At 43.1% G+C, this 18,497-nt stretch carries 14 protein-coding genes; 4 read left to right on the top strand and 10 right to left on the bottom strand.

Translation table 11 applies throughout. The features are described from left to right. The first annotated feature begins 22 nt into the window (after positions 1-22). Positions 23-709: an ABC transporter ATP-binding protein gene (locus ACW6QP_RS07505; RefSeq protein ID WP_457910244.1), complete on the top strand. Its 687-nt coding sequence runs from the start codon at positions 23-25 to the stop codon at positions 707-709. Beyond that, the gene (locus ACW6QP_RS07500) at positions 710-3,265 is read left to right on the top strand and encodes an ABC transporter permease (protein ID WP_457910243.1); all 2,556 of its coding nucleotides are present in this window, start codon (positions 710-712) and stop codon (positions 3,263-3,265) included. Position 3,266: 1 nt separating this feature from the next. On the opposite strand, the gene ACW6QP_RS07495 is transcribed toward ACW6QP_RS07500, so the two are convergent. The 8 genes from ACW6QP_RS07495 to ACW6QP_RS07460 form a co-directional block, all read right to left on the bottom strand. Next, complete coding sequence (locus ACW6QP_RS07495) at positions 3,267-5,003, bottom strand: hypothetical protein (protein ID WP_457910242.1); 1,737 nt, start codon at positions 5,001-5,003, stop codon at positions 3,267-3,269. Further along, on the bottom strand, positions 4,996-7,218 hold the full coding sequence (locus ACW6QP_RS07490) for a tryptophan-rich sensory protein (protein WP_457910241.1): 2,223 nt from the start codon (positions 7,216-7,218) through the stop codon (positions 4,996-4,998). The genes ACW6QP_RS07495 and ACW6QP_RS07490 overlap by 8 nt, the downstream gene beginning before the upstream one ends. After that, positions 7,215-8,444: a BatA domain-containing protein gene (locus ACW6QP_RS07485; protein WP_457910240.1), complete on the bottom strand. Its 1,230-nt coding sequence runs from the start codon at positions 8,442-8,444 to the stop codon at positions 7,215-7,217. Before ACW6QP_RS07485 ends, ACW6QP_RS07490 begins: the two co-directional genes overlap by 4 nt. A gap of 2 nt (positions 8,445-8,446) precedes the next feature. Continuing rightward, complete coding sequence (locus tag ACW6QP_RS07480; RefSeq protein ID WP_457910239.1) at positions 8,447-9,343, bottom strand: DUF58 domain-containing protein; 897 nt, start codon at positions 9,341-9,343, stop codon at positions 8,447-8,449. Then, entirely contained in the window at positions 9,344-10,354 is a 1,011-nt protein-coding gene (locus ACW6QP_RS07475; protein ID WP_457910238.1) for an AAA family ATPase, read from the bottom strand. It lies immediately after the preceding gene. Between the two features lie 10 nt (positions 10,355-10,364). Next, complete coding sequence (locus ACW6QP_RS07470; RefSeq protein ID WP_457910237.1) at positions 10,365-10,982, bottom strand: DUF4159 domain-containing protein; 618 nt, start codon at positions 10,980-10,982, stop codon at positions 10,365-10,367. A 149-nt stretch (positions 10,983-11,131) separates the two neighbouring features. After that, positions 11,132-12,445, bottom strand: a complete 1,314-nt coding sequence (locus ACW6QP_RS07465) for a TldD/PmbA family protein (RefSeq protein WP_457910236.1) — start codon at positions 12,443-12,445, stop codon at positions 11,132-11,134. Positions 12,446-12,474: 29 nt separating this feature from the next. Further along, positions 12,475-14,115: a TldD/PmbA family protein gene (locus ACW6QP_RS07460; protein ID WP_457910235.1), complete on the bottom strand. Its 1,641-nt coding sequence runs from the start codon at positions 14,113-14,115 to the stop codon at positions 12,475-12,477. A 215-nt stretch (positions 14,116-14,330) separates the two neighbouring features. Here ACW6QP_RS07460 and ACW6QP_RS07455 point away from each other — a divergent pair, with 215 nt between their 5' ends. Further along, positions 14,331-14,741, top strand: a complete 411-nt coding sequence (locus ACW6QP_RS07455; RefSeq protein ID WP_457910234.1) for a hypothetical protein — start codon at positions 14,331-14,333, stop codon at positions 14,739-14,741. A gap of 68 nt (positions 14,742-14,809) precedes the next feature. Next, the gene (locus ACW6QP_RS07450; RefSeq protein WP_457910233.1) at positions 14,810-15,406 is read left to right on the top strand and encodes a hypothetical protein; all 597 of its coding nucleotides are present in this window, start codon (positions 14,810-14,812) and stop codon (positions 15,404-15,406) included. Here ACW6QP_RS07450 and ACW6QP_RS07445 read toward each other — a convergent pair. Together ACW6QP_RS07445 and ACW6QP_RS07440 are read right to left on the bottom strand one after the other, a co-directional pair. Then, complete coding sequence (locus ACW6QP_RS07445) at positions 15,403-16,785, bottom strand: MATE family efflux transporter (RefSeq protein WP_457910232.1); 1,383 nt, start codon at positions 16,783-16,785, stop codon at positions 15,403-15,405. The genes ACW6QP_RS07450 and ACW6QP_RS07445 overlap by 4 nt on opposite strands. Positions 16,786-16,939: 154 nt before the next feature. After that, on the bottom strand, positions 16,940-18,497 hold a 1,558-nt coding region (locus tag ACW6QP_RS07440), incomplete at its 5' end, for a T9SS type A sorting domain-containing protein (RefSeq protein ID WP_457910231.1).

The raw sequence follows: 18,497 nt of genomic DNA, 5'->3' as shown, positions 1-18,497 counted from the left end.
TTTCTTCAGAAAGAGTTAAAAGATGGCTAAGATATTAAAGGTTGAGCACTTAGAGAAGAGCTATTCCAGCGGAAGCAAAAATCTCAAAGTTTTACAGGATGTAAGTTTTGAAGTCGAAGAACGCGAGAGCTTTGCCATTGTAGGCCCCTCGGGTAGCGGGAAAACTACCTTATTGGGCATTTGTGCCGGCCTGGACCACCCAGATTCCGGAAATGTGGAATTATGTGGGGTCTCCCTCGAAAAGCTTTCTGAAGATGAACGCGCCCTGTTACGCAACCAAAAAACAGGATTTATTTTCCAGGATTTTCAACTCCTGCCAAGTCTTACCGCACTGGAAAATGTGGCAGTACCGCTCGAATTACAAGGCGACAAAAAGGCCAGAAAAGTAGCTAAAAACCTGCTTGGCAAAGTTGGCCTGGGAGACCGATATGATCACTACCCTTCTCAACTTTCGGGTGGGGAACAACAACGGGTAGCCGTAGCCCGGGCTTTTTCCAATAACCCCTCTATACTTTTCGCCGATGAACCCACGGGAAACCTCGATGCAGAAACCGGGGAAAAGATCGTAGAACTTCTCTTTGAACTCAACCAACAGCTGGGCACCACCCTGGTGATTATCACCCACGATATGGAGCTGGCACAAAAGACCCAACGGGTTTTATGTCTTAAAGGAGGAAAAATAATTGGAAATGCCCAAAATAGCCTGTAGATGAAAGATCAACTTCAAAAGCATCGAAAACCGGGTATAAAGTGGCTTATGAAAATGGCCTGGAGAGATGGCTGGGCCAGCAGACGCAAATTGTTTCTTTTTATGGCTTCCATCGTTCTTGGGATAGCCGCCGTGGTTTCGATCCAGTCTTTTGGGGAAAGTCTTAAAGATAATATCGCCCTGCAATCAAAAGCCTTAATGGGTGCCGATTTCCGGATAGATAGCAATGCTCCGCCAAACGAAAGAGTGCAGGAAATTATTGATAGCCTCGGGGGATATGAGGCCCGGGAAATAAGCTTTCCTTCTATGGCCGCCTTCCCTGCAAATGGAAGCACTAAACTAGTGCAGGTTAGAGGTATAGAAGGTGATTTTCCGCTTTATGGCGAACTGGAAACCGAACCCAGGACTGCCGCCCGCAATTTTAAAGAAACCTCTGGCGCTTTGGTAGATGCCACTTTAATGATTCAATTAAATATTGCCCCGGGAGACAGTATTAAAATTGGAAGAATTCAATTACCTGTTGCGGGGGCCCTCAAATCGGTGCCTGGAAGTACAGGATTGTTTAGTTCGGTTGCCCCACCGGTTTTGATTCCTTACTCATTTATAGAAGAATCTGGCCTGGTGCAAACCGGAAGCCGAATTGGCTACGATTTTTATTTTAAAGCCAAACCCGGGATGGACCTGGACAAGCTCGATGCTGCGATCGCCGATGAACTCGATACTCAAAACGCCGATCTCGATACGCATACTTCTACCAGCGAACGTATGGGCAGACGCTACGAAAACTTCGGGAAATTTCTGAATTTGGTGGCTTTTATCGCCCTGCTTCTGGGTTGTGTGGGAATTGCCAGTGCAGTAAATATCTATATAAAAGGAAAGCTGCGCAGCGTTGCAGTATTAAAATGTCTGGGCGCCAGCAGAAAGCAGAGTTTTCTTATCTACCTTATTCAAATCGCCGGAATGGGACTTTTAGGTGGAATCGCCGGAACTATTATCGGACTCTTACTGCAACACTTATTTCCTTTATTTCTTGGCGACTTAATTCCGGTTGAAGTAGAACTTGGATTTTCGCCTCTGGTTATTTCGATGGGCTTATTGCTAGGCATTTCTATGTCGGTACTATTTGCTTTATATCCGCTTATGGGGACTTTAAGGGTTTCGCCACTGCAAACTCTAAGAGTTCAGGATGACGGGAAATCCAAATCGGGAATGGCAGGAAAACTTGTTTTTGGTGGAATAATTTTGTTTGTGTTGTTGTTCTCTTATTGGTTATTAAGAGACTTGCGATATTCCTTTAGCTTTTTACTGGGAATTAGCATCACCTTCGCGATTCTTGCAGGAATTGCCGGCCTGTTTATGAAGTTCATCAAAAAGAATTTCCCCTACTCCTGGGGCTTTACCGCCAGGCAAAGTTTGCTCAACCTGTTTAGGCCACAAAATCAAACCCTCACCTTAATTCTGAGTATTGGAGTGGGTACATTTCTTATAAGCACTTTGTATTTCACCAAAGATGTCCTGCTTGCCCAGGCTAACCTGGAAAACGGAATGGAAAGTCCCAATGTGATTTTGCTGGATGTTCAGAAACAACAAAGAGATTCGGTAGCCGAGACCATAATAAACCGGGACCTGAAACTTATCGATGATATTCCAATCGTTACCATGCGTGTAAGCAGCATTAATGGCAGGCCGGTAAATGAATTGAAAGAAGACAGTACGGTTCATATAAATCGGTGGGTTTTAAATCATGAATTCAGGGTGACCTACAGGGATTCTCTGGTTACTTCTGAAGTTTTGGAGGCCGGCGAATGGACGGGATCGGTTTCAGGAGAAGGGCTGGTTCCTGTCTCTGTTAGCGATAATTTTGCTGAAGATGCCAAAGTAAGTGTTGGCGATCAATTAGATTTCAACGTACAGGGAGTGATTCTAAAAACCCGGGTGGGCAGTATTCGCACAGTAGACTGGAGCAGAATGCAAATGAATTTTTCCCTGGTATTTCCCGCAGGCGTATTAGAAAATGCGCCCCAGTTCAGGGTGCTAACCACCAAGGTGATAGATGAAGCCGAATCGGCCGGGCTGCAGCAACTCCTGGTTCAAAGATTTCCAAATATCACCGTGATTGATCTTCGGCAGGTGCTAACCGTCATTGAAGGCTTGCTGGAAAAAATTTCCTGGCTAATCAACTTCATGGCATTTTTCAGCATATTTACCGGGATCATAGTTTTGCTAGGCGCGGTACGTACCAGTAAATTTCAGAGAATTCGGGAAAGTGTATTATTAAGAACCATTGGCGCCACCGGAAATCAAATTCTCAATATCGCTGCGCTTGAATACCTGTTTTTAGGCCTTTTGGGTGCCTTGTCTGGAATTTTGCTTTCTTTGTTAAGCAGTCTGCTGCTGGCCTGGCTGCTGTTTGATACTGTTTTTGTGCCTTCACTAATTCCGTTCCTGGTGCTGTTACCGGGAATCGTAATTCTCGTTTTGGCCATTGGACTTTCGAATTCGGTAAGCGTGATTAAAAGCCCACCCCTGCAGGTACTTCGGAAAGAAGCCCGCTAAATTATAGTTTTGGTTCCAACCATAAAAAGCCCATTGCGAATACAAAAATGGCAAAAAACCAAAGCCTTTCTACAGGTTCTAAATTTGATCTTGCTGAAGTTTCCTGCACCTGTTGATTGGAGAAAAACCGCAGATTTTCCTTAAAATCGGCATTTGCTTTTAAGTCTTTTAAAGCCTCCCGGGGGTGTACATAAAAATCAAATCTGGCCTTGCTATCCTGCTCCAGCTCAAGCCTGTGCCAGCCGGGTTCCAGGGGATGAAATTCCCCCTGCCAGATTTCTTCCCGGTATAAATCCTGTTTTAGCGGAAGCAATCGGTTTTCCCGGTCCCGTACTCTCGGGGTTTCAATTTGGGTTTGTATTGAAAATTCAAAAGGCTCATCCTGAAAGGCCCATTTTTGACTCTCCCAGGAAATACCGGCATCTGCCCGCTTGCCAATTTTTTCAAGAATATGAGTCCAGTACTTTTGATAATTTTCGGTTTCACCTTTCAACCGAAGCTGCCAGCTGTCGATAAATAGACTCATTCCAATACGGCCAAAACCTTTTTTGAAATAAGCCGAATGCAAACCGGTTTCAGAACTAAAAATGGGTTCAATTTCTCTTTCAGCTTTTATGCGGTAATTTTGAGTTTCCAGATTGATGGCCGGAAGTTCTACCGGTGAAATTTCATTTCCGGCAACGGCTTCAAAATCAAAAACCGAAAACCTCCCGGCCCGGTTAAGCTCTGAAACACCGCCCTGAATAAAAAGTCCCAGGCCGTCATTCTTTATACTTTGCTCTAACGCGCTAACTTCAGACGCTGCCAATGAATTAAGCATTCCTGCATCGCTAATCAGCAAATCGAAATTTTCCAAAAAGGCTCCACTTAATCTTTGAAAATTTTCGTCATTGGTATTAAAGGCCTCATACTTATAGCGACCGGCAGTGATGCGACTTTTTACCAGAACTTCGTGACCAGCCTCTGCAAGTAAATTTTTGAGATTACGGGTTTCAAAATTGGGGAAACTATTCAGCATTAGAATTTTCAGGTTTTGCGCTTCAATAATTTTAATCGGTAAATATTCGGTTTTTATAGGATCTCCCAGGCTATCCTCAATGCTCAAAGTGTACAGGAAATTTCCTGGCAGTTTAGCTTCGGCCTGCAATTCAAAATCAATTTCTTCCTTTTGCAGAATAATTGAATCCCATACCTGTTTTCCGGGATCTTTTAAAAATATTCGATCGCCCAAATTGGCACTTTTATATAAAGTTTTAATTTTTATACTGTCTCCCGGCTTAAACTCCGGCTTATAATGTATTTCAAGTAATCCCGAGCCCGGAGCTACCGGTAGAAAATTCGATGCTGTATTTTCCAGCTGCAATAATTCGTAAGATTTAAAACCTTGCCCCAAAACAAAAACCTTTTTCGCATTGTTTACGGCGTTTAGATTATCGGATTCCCGCCTATCTAAAATTTTGAGTTTTGGATAGGCCTTTTTTAGACTGTCGAGGTCTTTGGTTTTATAATTTTCAGTAAGAATTGCCAGTACTCCCTCCTGCACCTGTTTAGGAATTGCCGGTTTTAATGCTAATAAAAACAGTGCAGAAATAGCAATAAAAGCGCATACCAATTTTAGCCAAAATCGGTTTTTGCCCTGTCTCCATTCCTTCCAGATAAACAGACCAAACAATAGCCCGGCTATAAAGAGTCCCGGCCAAATCCAGTTATTATTTAAAAAGACCAGGTGATCAATCATTTTTTTCCAATTCCTGCATTAATAATTTGTCCAGGTTGCTTTTTGCCGACTGAATCCTGCCCGGTTTGGCTTCAGGCTTAGGCAAAGCTTTTAATAATCCCAACTGAAGAGATTCGGCAAGGGCGGGGTCAATTTCCCGGCTGTCAGATAAAAATTTTAGTGCCTGCAAGATTTCAAGGTGTTTGCCGGGCTCATTTACAGCGATTTCGGCCAGCTCCTGCCCCGCCTGTTCAAAAAGCCTGCTATCGGCTTCAGAAATACTTACGGCAGCCTTTTGTTTCAAAGTTTCAAGCCTTGCTATTCCGTCTCGAAGCCTGGCAAATTTTTCTTCCTTTGCCCGGGTTTCCGATTTCTGAAAATTGGTTACTTCAGAAATATCTCCACTCAAACGGGCTTCCTCCCTGATTGGCGGCGGATCGAAACCAATTCTATGCACATAAATTCTCGCCGAATTTTTTATCTCCTGAATTAAAGCAAGAGCCTTATACTGGAACGGCAGAGAATTTTCAGGCTCGTGCAATCGCAAATGTAATTCGGCATCCCACATAATGTCCAGAGCCTGCCGCAACTTCGCTTTGAGATTATCGGCAAACAAAGTAGAGGATTCGGGGTCACCGTGATCGTGCAGGTATTCTTCCAAAGGGTCGGTTTCTTCATTATCTGAGACCTCCTCTTCATGTTCATGCTTGTGGTCGTGCTGCTCTATCAAATTATGCTCATTATCCCCATCGTGATCGTGGGTATATTCGCTTAAAGGATCCTCAGAATTTTGCTGTGAGCTCCCTGTATTCGCCAGCCCCCCTTCGGCTTCATCGCCCATAAACTGCCCGTATTTTAGTCGGAGGGCTTTTTGATCAAAACCAAGGTCGTTGCTGGTATCATTGAATTCCTTCTGCGGAATACTCCCGCGTTGAGAAATTAATTTTTCGGTATCTATGATTAATTGCCGCTGACTCCTGAAGTAATCTGGCATTAGATCTACACCCAAACCACCTTCTACCCCGGGACCGTAATCTACAGTATCCCTTATCGATGCAAAATAAGTCTCGCTACGGGCGATATTAGGCTGGGGTCTCCTGAGGTCTGAAGCTTCCACATAAAAATACAATTCATCTCCCGGCTGCATTTGGAGTTGGTCCAGGTCGAATCGTTTCCTTAATACCTGATTTTTACTGCCCTTCTCCAACGCATTATCGAATTCAAGTTTCTCCTCCCTGAACTTTACCGATTCCCCTCTCCCCCTACTGACGGTGGCTATAATTTGGGTATTATCCAACCCAAAATCATCGCTTAAGCGCGCGCTAAATGCAATTTGTTTTTCATCATCAAAGTTGAAAGAAACAAATTGTTTCAATCCTTCAATTTCGATTTCTGGAGCGCGGTCTGGCACTACTTCGATAGAATGCAGTTTAGAAACATATTCTCCACCGGCTTTGTCTTTGAATTTAAAACTATAAAAACCCGAATTTTTTAAGTTCATCGCCCCCGAAAATTCATTTTCATTTTTAGCGAGAGCAATTTTTCGCCCCGTGCTTTCCAAAAAAACCGAATCGACCTCTGCGCTAAAACTTAACTTCCATTTAACCCGGGAGCCTTCTACTGCCTTTATATCCATATTTTTGGTGCGTTCTGAAGTTAGGCCTGTATAGCTGGGAAATATAATTTGCAATTCCTGGTTTTCAAGCACCGGAGTATTTTGTCGACTCACCGAATCTAAGGCTTTGAACTCAAGCTTTTCTTCTTCTGAAGTGAACTCCTGCTTATGAAAAATATCATTATTGAAATTAAAGTAAAAAGCAGCACAAGACAGCAGTAAAAGAAGTGTTAAAATAAGGAAGGCTCTCTTAAGCCCTGTTGGCGGCTGAAGTTTTTCTTTATTTTCCAAAATTTCACGGGCCACCTTTTGTTGCTGAAGTTGGGCTAGCCCGCTTAAATCCCGGGGATCCTTCAGCAAAAGCCCACTGCTGAATTCAAGCTTTTCAAGCTTTTGATCCAGGTAAGAGGTAAGTTTATTTAAAGTAAGAGTCCAGGGTTTTTTGAAAGAGATTAGAATCCCGGCGCAAAGACCAAAAACCAAAGCCGCGACCCAGAACTTCCTACTTACAGAATAAAAGAAAACTGCCGCTGCCAGGGCATATAAAAAAACTTCAAGCCAAAGGCGCCACTGCCATCGTCTTTGAAAGTTTTTTAATATGTTTAAGGCCTTTGCTTTCATTGTTTTCTATAGGCTGAAAGCAGTCGTTCTGCGATTATAAGGGCTAAAAATAATAGCCATAAATGTTTGGAAGCATCGATTCCGGCTCTTTTCAATTTTATTTCTGAATTCGATTTTTTGGTCTGAATAAACTCTCCGGCAATTTGTCTTTTGTCTGTTTTGTCGATTTGCATTTCAAGATGTGAGTAAGCTGAGAGAAATCTTAACAAGGAGCCGGGCAGGTCATTTTCGTAAATATTTTCAGCATTTAATTTGGAGGTGAGTATAAATTCCCGGGAATTCAAGCCCGGTTCGATAAGTTCTGAACTGTAATTATTCTCCTGAAATTTTAACTTCCTGCTATTGCTTTCAGGCAGATTTTTCTCGCTTAGCCAAATTAAAACATCGGCATCTATAGCCGGGTTAAATTCTTCGATTAGAATAGGGTGTTTCAGATACCTGCCAACTGCCCTTAGTGAGGCCCGCAAATAGAATTCTTCCTGTTGAAATTTTTCATCCACAAACATTTGGATTTTCAGGCTATCAGTACTGATTAAAGGCATATTTATATCTTCTCCCAAATTTGTTTCGGCGAGTTCTTTCTGAATTTCTAAGCTTTGGCCATCATTTTTCACAGAAACCAATTCTATGGAATCTCCCCTTTGAATCGCGCCGATTAATTGAGTTTCAGCATAAGCCTGACCCAGGATAATCCAGTTGATTTTTTTAGAAATTTCAGGGCGCCTGCCTTTTACTCCAGCCAGATGACCGGCTGAAAATACCACCAAACTATCGGCTGGAAAATTTTCCATTTCCCGGGCGAGTTGCCAGTAATTTGGAGTTATAAATCCTGAGTCTTCCTCCTTGAAATTTGAAATATCAGGGAAATCTTTTTGAAGCAATCTTACTTCAGCAGTATTTGAAAGGCTATCGGTAAGAGCCCTAATTTCAGGAACTTTCAGCAAAGAATCTTCGACCAGGTAAGCGATTGGGGCATTTTTTTCCTTTCCGGGCCAGTGCAGGCCGGAAAGAATAAAGACCAAAATGGCCAGCAGCAGCATTCTTAGTAACAATAGCCAAATTTCATTGAGCTGCAGACTGCTGCTCTTTCGGGTATCGGCTTCCTTTAGAAATTTTATGCTGCCTACTTTGATAATCTTTCCTTCTCTTCTGCTCCATAAATGTATGGCCAGTGGCACAGCGAGTGCCAACAAAGCCCATAAATATGAAGGATTAAGAAAGTACATTTTTAAAGTAAATTATTTCGCTGTTTCAATAAAATTTGAAGTGCTTCTCCCGGAGCTTCATCGGTCTGAAATAAATGGTAACTAATCCCCATGCCTAAAAAATCCTGTTTTATATTTTCCAGAGAATTATTTAGGGCATCCAGATAATTTTGTTTGGCCTGTTTGGCCTCAAGTTTCACCTTTTTCCCGGTTTCCAGATCTTCGAAATACAGGTTTCCCGAGTAATTAAATTCCAGCTCATCCCGGGTCATAATTTGTAATACCACCACCTCATTTTTTGGTGTCTTCAGCTTTTTGATAATATCTCTTATTTCTGAATTTTCCTCATACAAATCTGAAATAAAAAATATGAGTTCCTTATGTCTCCTGTCGTGAAGTTTCTCTGCCGCCATAACATTTACAGGCCATTTTCCTTCATTTTTTATCTCAAGCAACTCCTGAAGCAACCTGTTAAAATGCTTTTTTTGAACTCTGGGATACAGGGCGTGAAGATTCTTATCGTTTAGCGCGAAAAGTCCCACTGCATCGCCCTGGCTTTGGGCAAGATAGGCCAGCGATGCCACCAGAATTCTTGCATAATCCATCTTTGAAATCCCGGTTTGCTGATGCAACATCGAATTGCTGGAATCTAAAATAAACTTTACCGCCACATTGGTCTCCACCTCCGATTGCCTTACATAATAGCGTCCCGATCGCGCGAGCATTTTCCAGTCGAGCAATCGCAAATCATCGCCGGGTTCATAAGCCCGGTATTGACTAAATTCCATTCCCGGGCCCAGCCGGGAACTATGATGCAAGCCCCCTAAATAGGCTTCGGTAATCAACTTTGCAATTAAAGCCAGCCCACTTATGGAATTAATATTTTCAGGTTGTAATAGGTCGCGGTAATCCTGTTTCACTTAAATTGATTTTTTACCCGAATCGGCCTGTTTCAAAATCTCACGGGTCACTTCATCGGCAGTGATACCCTGGGCTTCAGCTTTAAAATTAACGATGATGCGATGGCGCAAAACCGGGTAAGCACATTGCTGAAGATCGGCCGGGGTTACCGCGAACCTGCCGTGTAAAAAAGCCCTGGCTTTAGCCGTTAATATCATCGCCTGCCCGGCCCTTGGTCCCGCACCCCAGGCCACCCATTCTTTTACAAATTCTGTACTGCTGATTTCAGGTCTGGTAGCCCGCACTATAGAATTGACGTAAGCTATAAGCTCATCGCTAATCGAAACTTCCCGCACCAGCTCCTGAAGCCTTAAAATTTCTGCCCCGCTAAGCACAGCCTGAATTTTTGCTTTTTTTGAACCCGTGGTACTTTTTAGAATCTGGTTCTCTTCAGCTTCAGAAGGATATCCAATTTTTATATACAGAAGAAAACGATCCTGCTGGGCTTCAGGCAAAGGAAAAGTTCCCGACTGTTCAATAGGGTTTTGAGTGGCCAGGATAAAAAACGGCCTTTCCAACTCATAGGTTTTACCCGAGTAAGTCACTTCAAATTCCTGCATCGCTTCCAGCAAGGCAGCCTGGGTTTTAGGCGGAGTTCGGTTAATCTCATCGGCAAGGATGATATTTGCGAAAATTGGCCCCTTGTTGAATTCAAAGAATTTTTTGCCTGTAGTATGATCTTCCTCTAAAATTTCGGTTCCTATAATGTCGCTGGGCATTAAATCGGGGGTGAATTGAATTCGTTTAAATTTCAATTCAATCGCCTGGGCCAGGCTTCTAATCATCAGGGTTTTGGCAAGACCGGGAACGCCTTCGAGTAAAGCGTGACCCCCGGAAAGAAAACTGATGAGCAATTGATCTATGGTCTCTTCCTGGCCTACAATTACCTTTGCGATTTCCTGCTTTAAACTTTTTAATTTTTCTGAAAGCGATTTTACCTCTGCTTCCAGGCCGGCAACTTGTTCGTTCATAGTATTTTATTTAAGAAGTAAGGGCATAGATCACTATGTTTACTCCAAAGCGGGTATTGTCTATTTTATAAAATCTTTTATTTCTGAAATCATAATCCCATTCGCAACCATAATCCTTATTGCTGTAAAGTACGCCAATTCGGCCATCTATAATTATAGCTTTTAAATATTCGTGTACGAGATCGTCTCCCCAGCCGTTTAGTTCCTGGGAGGTTGTGGGCGGGCCATCTTCAAACTCAAAAAATACCCTGTAAATCTCGTGATCGTTCGGGATTTTTTGCAATTCTCCGGGGCCAAATATAGCCTCCATTTGACGTTCGAAAGATTTGGCGAAAAGCCCGTCTATATCGTGATTGCAATCATCGGCGAAAACAAAGCCACCATTGCGCACATATTTTTCAAAATTCTCTCTTTCCTTAGCAGTAAATTCCACCAGTTTATGCCCCGAGATATAACAGAACGGGCATTTAAATATCTCATCGCTGGAAAGTGGGATTATGTTCTCCCGGGTATCAACCTCAAGACTGGTATATTCTACCAAAGAATTCAGCAAATTGGAAGGCATTCGCTGGTCTACATCCCAGTTGCCCGATTCATACTGAAGTCTTGTGAAGAAAAATTTGGTCATAGATGAAATATCACCGGGTAATTATCCCAGGTCATTGATTGGACTCCCTAAAACCTGAAAGGTAAAATTGATTTCCTTATCCAACCTAAAAAATAAAAAACTGGTTACGAAGAAAATCAACGCAACCAGCTTGTATTCAGAATTTAAAATTAAACCGCGTCTGAAAGACTGGTGAATGTGAAATCTCTCACCTTCATATATGGCACTAAATTTCCATTAACCCTCACCTGATGGCCCAGGGTTTCAAGGTTATTCAGCATAATTATTGGACTTTCATTAAACCTGAAATTCTTTACAGGATAACGAATTTCCCCGTTTTCGATATAGAAAGTTCCGTCGCGGGTAAGGCCTGTATAAAGTAAGGTTTGCGGGTCAACGCTCCTAATATACCAAAGGCGGGTTACCAAAATTCCTCTACGGGTACTTTTTATAAGTTCATCCAGCGACGCATCGCCACCTTCCATTATAAAATTTGAAGGGAACGGAACAGGATCTACCCCTTTTTCATTGGCCCAAAATCTACTGTAGGCCAGGTTTTTCACCACCCCGTTTTCTATCCATTTCATTTTCTTCCGCGGAAGTCCGTCGCCGCTCCAGGTAGAAGTGGGTACATCGGGGTGCAAGGGATCGCTCCAGATATTCACCCGCTCATCTACGATTTTTTGACCCAGCTTGGTACCATCGTCTTTAGACATAAAGCTGCGACCTTCATCGGCAGTACGGGCATTAAAAGCGCCGCTCATATTGCGCAAAAGATCTACTGAAGCTGCCGGTTCAAGAATTACGGTATATTTTCCGGGTTCTATGGCTCTTGCCTCGCGAGACATCACTGCCTTATCTATGGCAACTTTTGCAGCTTCTGCCGCATCGAATTTCCTGATATCGTTAAAATCACGAGTCACCCACCCCGAACCTGTACCGTCATTGGTTCGCATAGTTACTGTAAAATCAACATCGGTAGATTTGTTGTAAGCGAATAAACCTTTAGAATTCATCATCGCGCTAAAGCCTGCAGAATCGTTTAAAAATCCGGCGGCGGTCACATCTTTTTCAGAAGCCGGATTAATGCTGGCCGCTGCCACCTCGGCCCTGTATTCAGGAGTGATATTTGCGGTAGCTTCCACATAACTTACGGGTTCGTCGTAAGATTGCGGGCCCAGAGGCTCCATAAATTCAGGATTCTCGGGTGCGAGTTTCGCCAGTTCTTCGGCGCGTTTTACTACTTTCTCCAGCGATTCATCATCGAATTCATCGATGGTTGCTGTACCAGATCTTTTTCCGAAGTTGGCCTGCACGGCCAGGGATTGGTTAGAACGGTGTCCTGCAGTAGACACCGTGTTGCGGGCATAACGAATGTTTCCACTTTCGCTACCGCCCATATTAATTTCACAGGAATCGGCCGTAGAAAAGCTCAGGGCTTTTTCCATAATTTTACGGGCTTCCTCTTTACTATATATTGCCATTTTTATTTTCTTTTTTGATAAACCAAAGATTAAACACTTCTTCCGGTATTGATTACGTTCACCCCATCGAATCTTGAGGTTGAACTTCCGTGGGAAACGGCACTCACCTGAGAAGGCTGGCCTTTTCCGTCGAAAAATGAACCGAACATACGATAGTCGTCTTTATCACAAATCTTAGAACAGGAGTTCCAGAATTCCTGGGTGTTAGACTGGTAGGCCACATCGTCGAGCATTCCCACGATCTCCCCGTCTTTGATCTCATAAAAAACGGTACCGCCAAACTGGAAGTTATAGCGCTGCTGATCGATGGAATAAGAACCGCGCCCGGCGATATAAATTCCTTTTTCTACATCTTTGATCATATCGTTGATGGAATATTTCTCTTTGCCCGGTTCTAAAGAAACATTAGGCATACGCTGAAACTGCACATCGTTCCAGCTTTGAGCATAACAACAACCGTGAGATTCATTCTGGTCTATCATATGCACCTGATCTCTGATCGCCTGGTAATTGGTTAGAATTCCGTTACGCACCAAGTCCCATTTTTTGGTTTTAACGCCTTCATCATCGTATCCTACAGCACCAAGAGAACCTACCTGGGTTTTATCGGCAAAGAGATTCACGATATCGCTTCCGTATTTAAAATCGCCGGAGCGCCATTTGTCAAGCGTGGCAAAGCTGGTTCCTGCGTAATTGGCTTCATAACCCAATACGCGATCCAGCTCGAGCGGGTGCCCTACAGATTCGTGAATGGTAAGCCCAAGGTGGTTAGGTTCAAGCACGAGATCATATTTCCCGGGATCTACAGATTTGGCGCTTAGCATTTCTTTAGCCTGTTTTGCAGCCAAAGCCGCATCTTCTACCATATCGTAACTGTTGCGATATAGTTTTAAGCCAGAAGGGCCTTCAAGCTTTTCTGATGCCAGGCCGTCCATATATTCATAACCCATTCCCATTGGGGCACTCATCGCATCCCGGGATTTAAATTTCCCGGCGCCACGGTCTATGGCAGTAACTCCAAAAGTTGGCCAGATGCGGTGTACGTCCTGGTCTATATACGAACCTTCGGTAGAAGCAAAGTATTTTTGCTCATTCACCATAAACAAAGCTGAATTCACAAAGTTAGCCCCATTCTCCATCGCCGCAGCATTGGCGCTAAGAAGTAAGTCTACCTTTTCTGAAACCGGAACTTCCTTAAAGTCCTTCTGAATTGGAGTTTTCCAGGAAACCTCTCCGTAAGATTCTACCGGGGCAAGTTTTACAGGTTCTTTCTGAATAATTGAATTGGCCTTTGCAATAGCTATGGCCTGCTGTGTGGCCTTTTTAATACCATCTTCATTTACCTCATTGGTAGAGGCGAAACCCCAGGTGCCATTGGCTATCACCCGAATTCCTATTCCAAAAGATTCGGTATTTACCACGTTTTGAACCTTATCTTCCCGGGTAAACACATATTGATTTAAGTACCTGCCAATTCGGGCATCGGCATAGGTAGCACCGAGGGAGCGGGCGGTATTCAGGGCTACATCGGCCAGGCGTTTCTTGGTTAACACATCCATTCCCGGGGCCAGCAGGGCTTCAGCACTAATGTTTTGTCCCATAAGATAGGTAGGCAGCATCATCGCCCCGGTGCCCAGCCCGGCAAGTTGAACAAATTTTCTTCTTTTCATGAATTATTTAAGTTTTTATTGAATTCTAATTTTATCGGAAGAATTAAAAATATCTTCAGAAATAACTTATAGAAATCCTGTGGTTATGCTTAAGGATTCCAAATTAGTAAAAATTAAAGAATTTTAAGGAAACTTTGGGAATTTGATTAGTTGGACAGAATAAAAAATAAATGCATTGGCTTAAAAAGCAGAGGCTAAAAGTCTTAAATTTAAGTATGCTAAATTATGGAAAAATCATCCTTATAATCTTATTATTTATATCCTGTTCTTCGGAAGAGGAGATAACTTGTGAATTACCTGTGCTTAACGACCGGGACCGCTATATGGGAACTGAAACAGAATCTTACAGCATCACTGAAGCCAGAATCACCGGCAACTGCCTGGAAGTCAACCTGTATACTTCAGGATGTAACGGAGATTCCTGGGAAGTTGAACTTATAGATGCAGGGATTAAAGCCAGCCGGCCCGAGATTACGAGATTTTTGAAAATTTCGCTAATTAATCCTGAAGATTGCGAGGCTTACATACATAAAAATTATAGTTTCAGGATTGGCGGACTAAAAGAAAATGCTGAAGAAGAGTTGGTTCTAAAGCTTGAAGGCTGGGAGGGAGAACTGAGGTTTTGAATAGCCTGATATTGAATTCTTCCCGATTAAATTGCTTAACTTTAGGCTAAACCAAAGCATTCAAAAAAATGAAAAATTTAGCACTCGCCTGTATCCTGGTATTTTCAGGTTTTTATCTGCACGCCCAGGACAGCAAAATTCTTCCGAAGGAAATTCAGATTAAAACTGCCAGCCTGGCTGCCCCCGAAGAAGATCGAAAAGATGTCACCGTTTACGGTTATGATGAGTCGGGTAAAATTGTGGTATTGCAGCAAGGAAGTAATAACCTGGTTTGTATAGCCGACGACCCGAACAACAAGGGAATTTCGGTGAGTTGCTATAACAAAAAACTGGATCCTTTTATGGCCCGCGGAAGAGCCTTAAAAGCTGAAGGCATGGGAATGATGGAGATACGTGAAATCAGAAAGAAAGAAGTTGAAGAAGGTAGTCTCAAAATGCCTGATGCTCCCAGTATGACCTATGTGCTCACCGGAACCGAGGAAGATTATAATGCAGCAACAGGAGAGCTTAAAAATTCAGATTTGCGTTATGTGATCTATATTCCATACGCCACTACCGAAGAAACCGGATTACCAGACAGGCCGCATATTCCCGGGATGCCCTGGTTGATGGACCCCGGCACGCACAGAGCTCATATAATGATCACACCGGCCAAAAAAGATTAAATTTTGCGATGCCTGTATCTAATGGTTCGTAATTTCCAATAGCCCATTTTATAATAGCTGAAAGCGATTATTGCGGCCACCAGATTCGAAATAGGAAAGGCCCACCATATCCCTTCAAAAGTAAGCGCAGTATTTTGAGATAACATAAATGCAGTTGGGAAACGAACTATCCACAGGGCAAAAACTGAAATTAGCAGAGAGGCTTTGGTGAAGCCTGCGCCATTAAAAACTCCATTCAAAACCTGTTGTACGCCCAAAAGTCCAAAACTGGGCGCCATAATTTTTATAAAGGTCGAACCATCTTTTATTACCTGCGGATCGTTGGGTACAAAGAATGCCGTTAAAGGTTCGGCTACGGCAAATAATAAAAGCCCTACAAAGGTAAGCCCGAAAAAGGCAATTTTTGCGCTCAGATTTCCTACTTTTTCAGCCCTTTTTATTCGGCTGGCGCCTATGTTTTGTCCGATCAAGGTGGTGGTGGCCATTGCAAAGCCCAGCGCCGGGACTACGATTAGGCTAAGAATTCGACTTCCTATTCCGTAGGCTGCGACAACCTCGCTTCCAAAACTGGTTACCAGCATCACCATAACCGTCATCCCCCCGGCACGGGTAGACATTTCAAGGCTGGAAGGAATCCCGATAGTAAACATTCGCCGGGTCCAGGGAAAATCGAATTTCATCTGACTAAAATTAATCTCAATGCCCATTTTTCCACGGAAGAGTATGAAAAGTCCGGTTAATGCCGAAAGTCCCTGGGTTACCACGCTGGCCACAGCGGCTCCAGCAACCCCAAAACCTGGGATGGGGCCAAGACCAAAAATGAATAGTGGGTCAAGAATAAGGTTTAGAAATACGGTAGCCAAAACTATGTACATAGGAAGCATTACATTCCCGATTCCCCGCATTAATGATTGGAAAACATAGAACATAAAGAGAAAGATGAATCCTATAGATGATACCTTGAAATAGCTCACCGAATCGGCCAGAATTTCGGGTCCGGCTCCGATTAGCTTCATAAGTGGTGTAGCCGCGAAATACCCAACTGCCGAAAGCAGTAAGGCGATAAAAAAGATCACAAATACGGTTTGGGAAGAACTGTAGTTAACATTGCGCTGGTCGCCAGCACCTTTATATTGAGCGACAATCACAGTACCGGCCAGGGTTAAGCCTGCACCAAGACTTAATATTAAAAAAAGAATTGGAAAACTAATACTTACAGCGGCTACGGCATCGGCTCCTAACCTACCCAACCAAAAAGTATCGATAAGCTGATAGGCGGTTTGCAGAATATTAGCCAAAATAATGGGCCAGGCCAGGTTGAGCAGGGAATAAAAAATACTGCCTTCGGTTAATGATCTTTGTTTTCGCTTTTTAGACAAATCGCATTTTTGATTTAACCGGCAAATAACCGAATTAAATGCTAATTTTCAGACTCAGAGCTATACCATTATCCTATTTTAAGGATAGTTTAGGATTATAAAAAAAGCCCCCAGGAAATATTTCCCCGGGGGCTTCGCCTAAAACTAATTAAAATTAATCAATGATTATTCTGGTATTATAGGAATGTCCTCTATCGGTACTTAATTTACAGATATAGATTCCGCTGGGCAGGTTTTCAGGAATAAAAGTTACATCTACTACCTGTTTGGCGGCGACATTTCCGCTATAAAGCCTTTTAAGCTCTCTTCCATTAGAATCGAATAACCTGAGTTGCACCCCTGCTGCTTCCAATAAGCTAAAACGAATCGTAGCCTGCTGTTTTACAGGGTTTGGAGCAACCACTAATTTTTCGAGTATGTCCAGGTTCTCCACGATAAGCTCTTCAGGCTCTTCAACCGGTACTTTTGCCGATTTCTCAGCTTTATCTTCCTGTTGTTTAGAGTTCTTACCTTTAGGCTTATGAATTACTATAGAGCCGCCGCCGAGTTCTGTCGCATCATCAGAGCTTTCTGAAACGCCTCGCTGGTTATCATAAAGTACATCACTTGAAGAACCATCCTCCCAAATCTTGATTCGGAATTTATCGGTACCGCCGCCGCCACTTACATCTCCATCTATTGCGATGAGTCGGAATTTATGATTTCCTTTTCCATTAACCGTACCGGTTCCCGTATAGGTTGCCTTTGCTCCCGAAATTACAAGAGACATGTCATCGTGAGCTTTACTGGAGAAATGCAAATCCCCGGCCTGGAACTGGAAGTTTGTATTCCCGTCTACTTCGTGAGTATTATTCTTGCCATTTTTATACTTGGCATTGAAGCCAAAGTTCGCTTTCCCGGATACCCCAGATTGCATAGCACCTGCCGGCGAGTTAATCCATCCGCCCCCGGTTACAAATCCTCCATTAGGATCGTAGATAACCACATACTCATATTTTCCTGTAGCAGTCTCGCCACAATGATCGGTGATTTTTAGTTTTACTACATAAACATCTGGAGCAAGATCGAAGGTACCGGTTATAGTTCCATTTGAAATTGTCCCTTCCTGAGTTTTTACTAAAACGTCATTAGAATAGACCTTCCATTCTGCAGAAGCCAGATTATTATCTGTATAATTCGCTGTGAGGGTAACACTTGTTCCCATTTGCTGCGGACCAACCGGTCCTGATATATCGGTAATGGTTGGGGCGGAGTTGGTTATGGTAACATCAAAAGAACAGGATGATTCGTTACCCGATGCGTCTGTGGCAGTCCAGATTACAGTTGTTGTTCCTACTGGGAAAACAGCATCGGCAAGTGTGGCAGCATTATTATAGTTATTGGTTATGCTTGACTCACTACAATTATCACTGAAAATTGGATCGAATTCTGTACCGATTACAGTATAAGTGCAAGAATCCGGATCATTTTCTCTTGATTGATTTCCAGTACAATCAATTATTGGGTTGATATCGTCAACCACAGTCACAACAGCATTGGCCGTGCTTTGCTTTCCATTGACATCCGTTACGGTTAGGACAACATCATTGTCGCCTACATTTGAACACGTAAAGTCGGTAATATCTAACGCTAATGTTGCAACGCCACAGTTGTCTGAACTGCCGTTGTCTACCTGGGCAGCTGTTACTGATGCTTCTCCATTGGCGTCAAGG

This window comes from Salegentibacter haimaensis (assembly GCF_054121495.1).
Note: the sequence above shows the minus strand (reverse complement) of the source record. Positions and strands in the feature narration are given on the sequence as shown.

What these genes read in the sequence shown, in the direction of transcription:
- ACW6QP_RS07505 (WP_457910244.1), top strand. Translation starts at nt 23, where the DNA reads ATGGCTAAGATATTAAAGGTTGAGCACTTAGAGAAGAGCTATTCCAGC.
- ACW6QP_RS07500 (WP_457910243.1), top strand. Translation starts at nt 710, where the DNA reads ATGAAAGATCAACTTCAAAAGCATCGAAAACCGGGTATAAAGTGGCTT.
- ACW6QP_RS07495 (WP_457910242.1), bottom strand. Translation starts at nt 5,003, where the DNA reads ATGATTGATCACCTGGTCTTTTTAAATAATAACTGGATTTGGCCGGGA.
- ACW6QP_RS07490 (WP_457910241.1), bottom strand. Translation starts at nt 7,218, where the DNA reads ATGAAAGCAAAGGCCTTAAACATATTAAAAAACTTTCAAAGACGATGG.
- ACW6QP_RS07485 (WP_457910240.1), bottom strand. Translation starts at nt 8,444, where the DNA reads ATGTACTTTCTTAATCCTTCATATTTATGGGCTTTGTTGGCACTCGCT.
- ACW6QP_RS07475 (WP_457910238.1), bottom strand. Translation starts at nt 10,354, where the DNA reads ATGAACGAACAAGTTGCCGGCCTGGAAGCAGAGGTAAAATCGCTTTCA.
- ACW6QP_RS07470 (WP_457910237.1), bottom strand. Translation starts at nt 10,982, where the DNA reads ATGACCAAATTTTTCTTCACAAGACTTCAGTATGAATCGGGCAACTGG.
- ACW6QP_RS07465 (WP_457910236.1), bottom strand. Translation starts at nt 12,445, where the DNA reads ATGGCAATATATAGTAAAGAGGAAGCCCGTAAAATTATGGAAAAAGCC.
- ACW6QP_RS07460 (WP_457910235.1), bottom strand. Translation starts at nt 14,115, where the DNA reads ATGAAAAGAAGAAAATTTGTTCAACTTGCCGGGCTGGGCACCGGGGCG.
- ACW6QP_RS07455 (WP_457910234.1), top strand. Translation starts at nt 14,331, where the DNA reads ATGCTAAATTATGGAAAAATCATCCTTATAATCTTATTATTTATATCC.
- ACW6QP_RS07450 (WP_457910233.1), top strand. Translation starts at nt 14,810, where the DNA reads ATGAAAAATTTAGCACTCGCCTGTATCCTGGTATTTTCAGGTTTTTAT.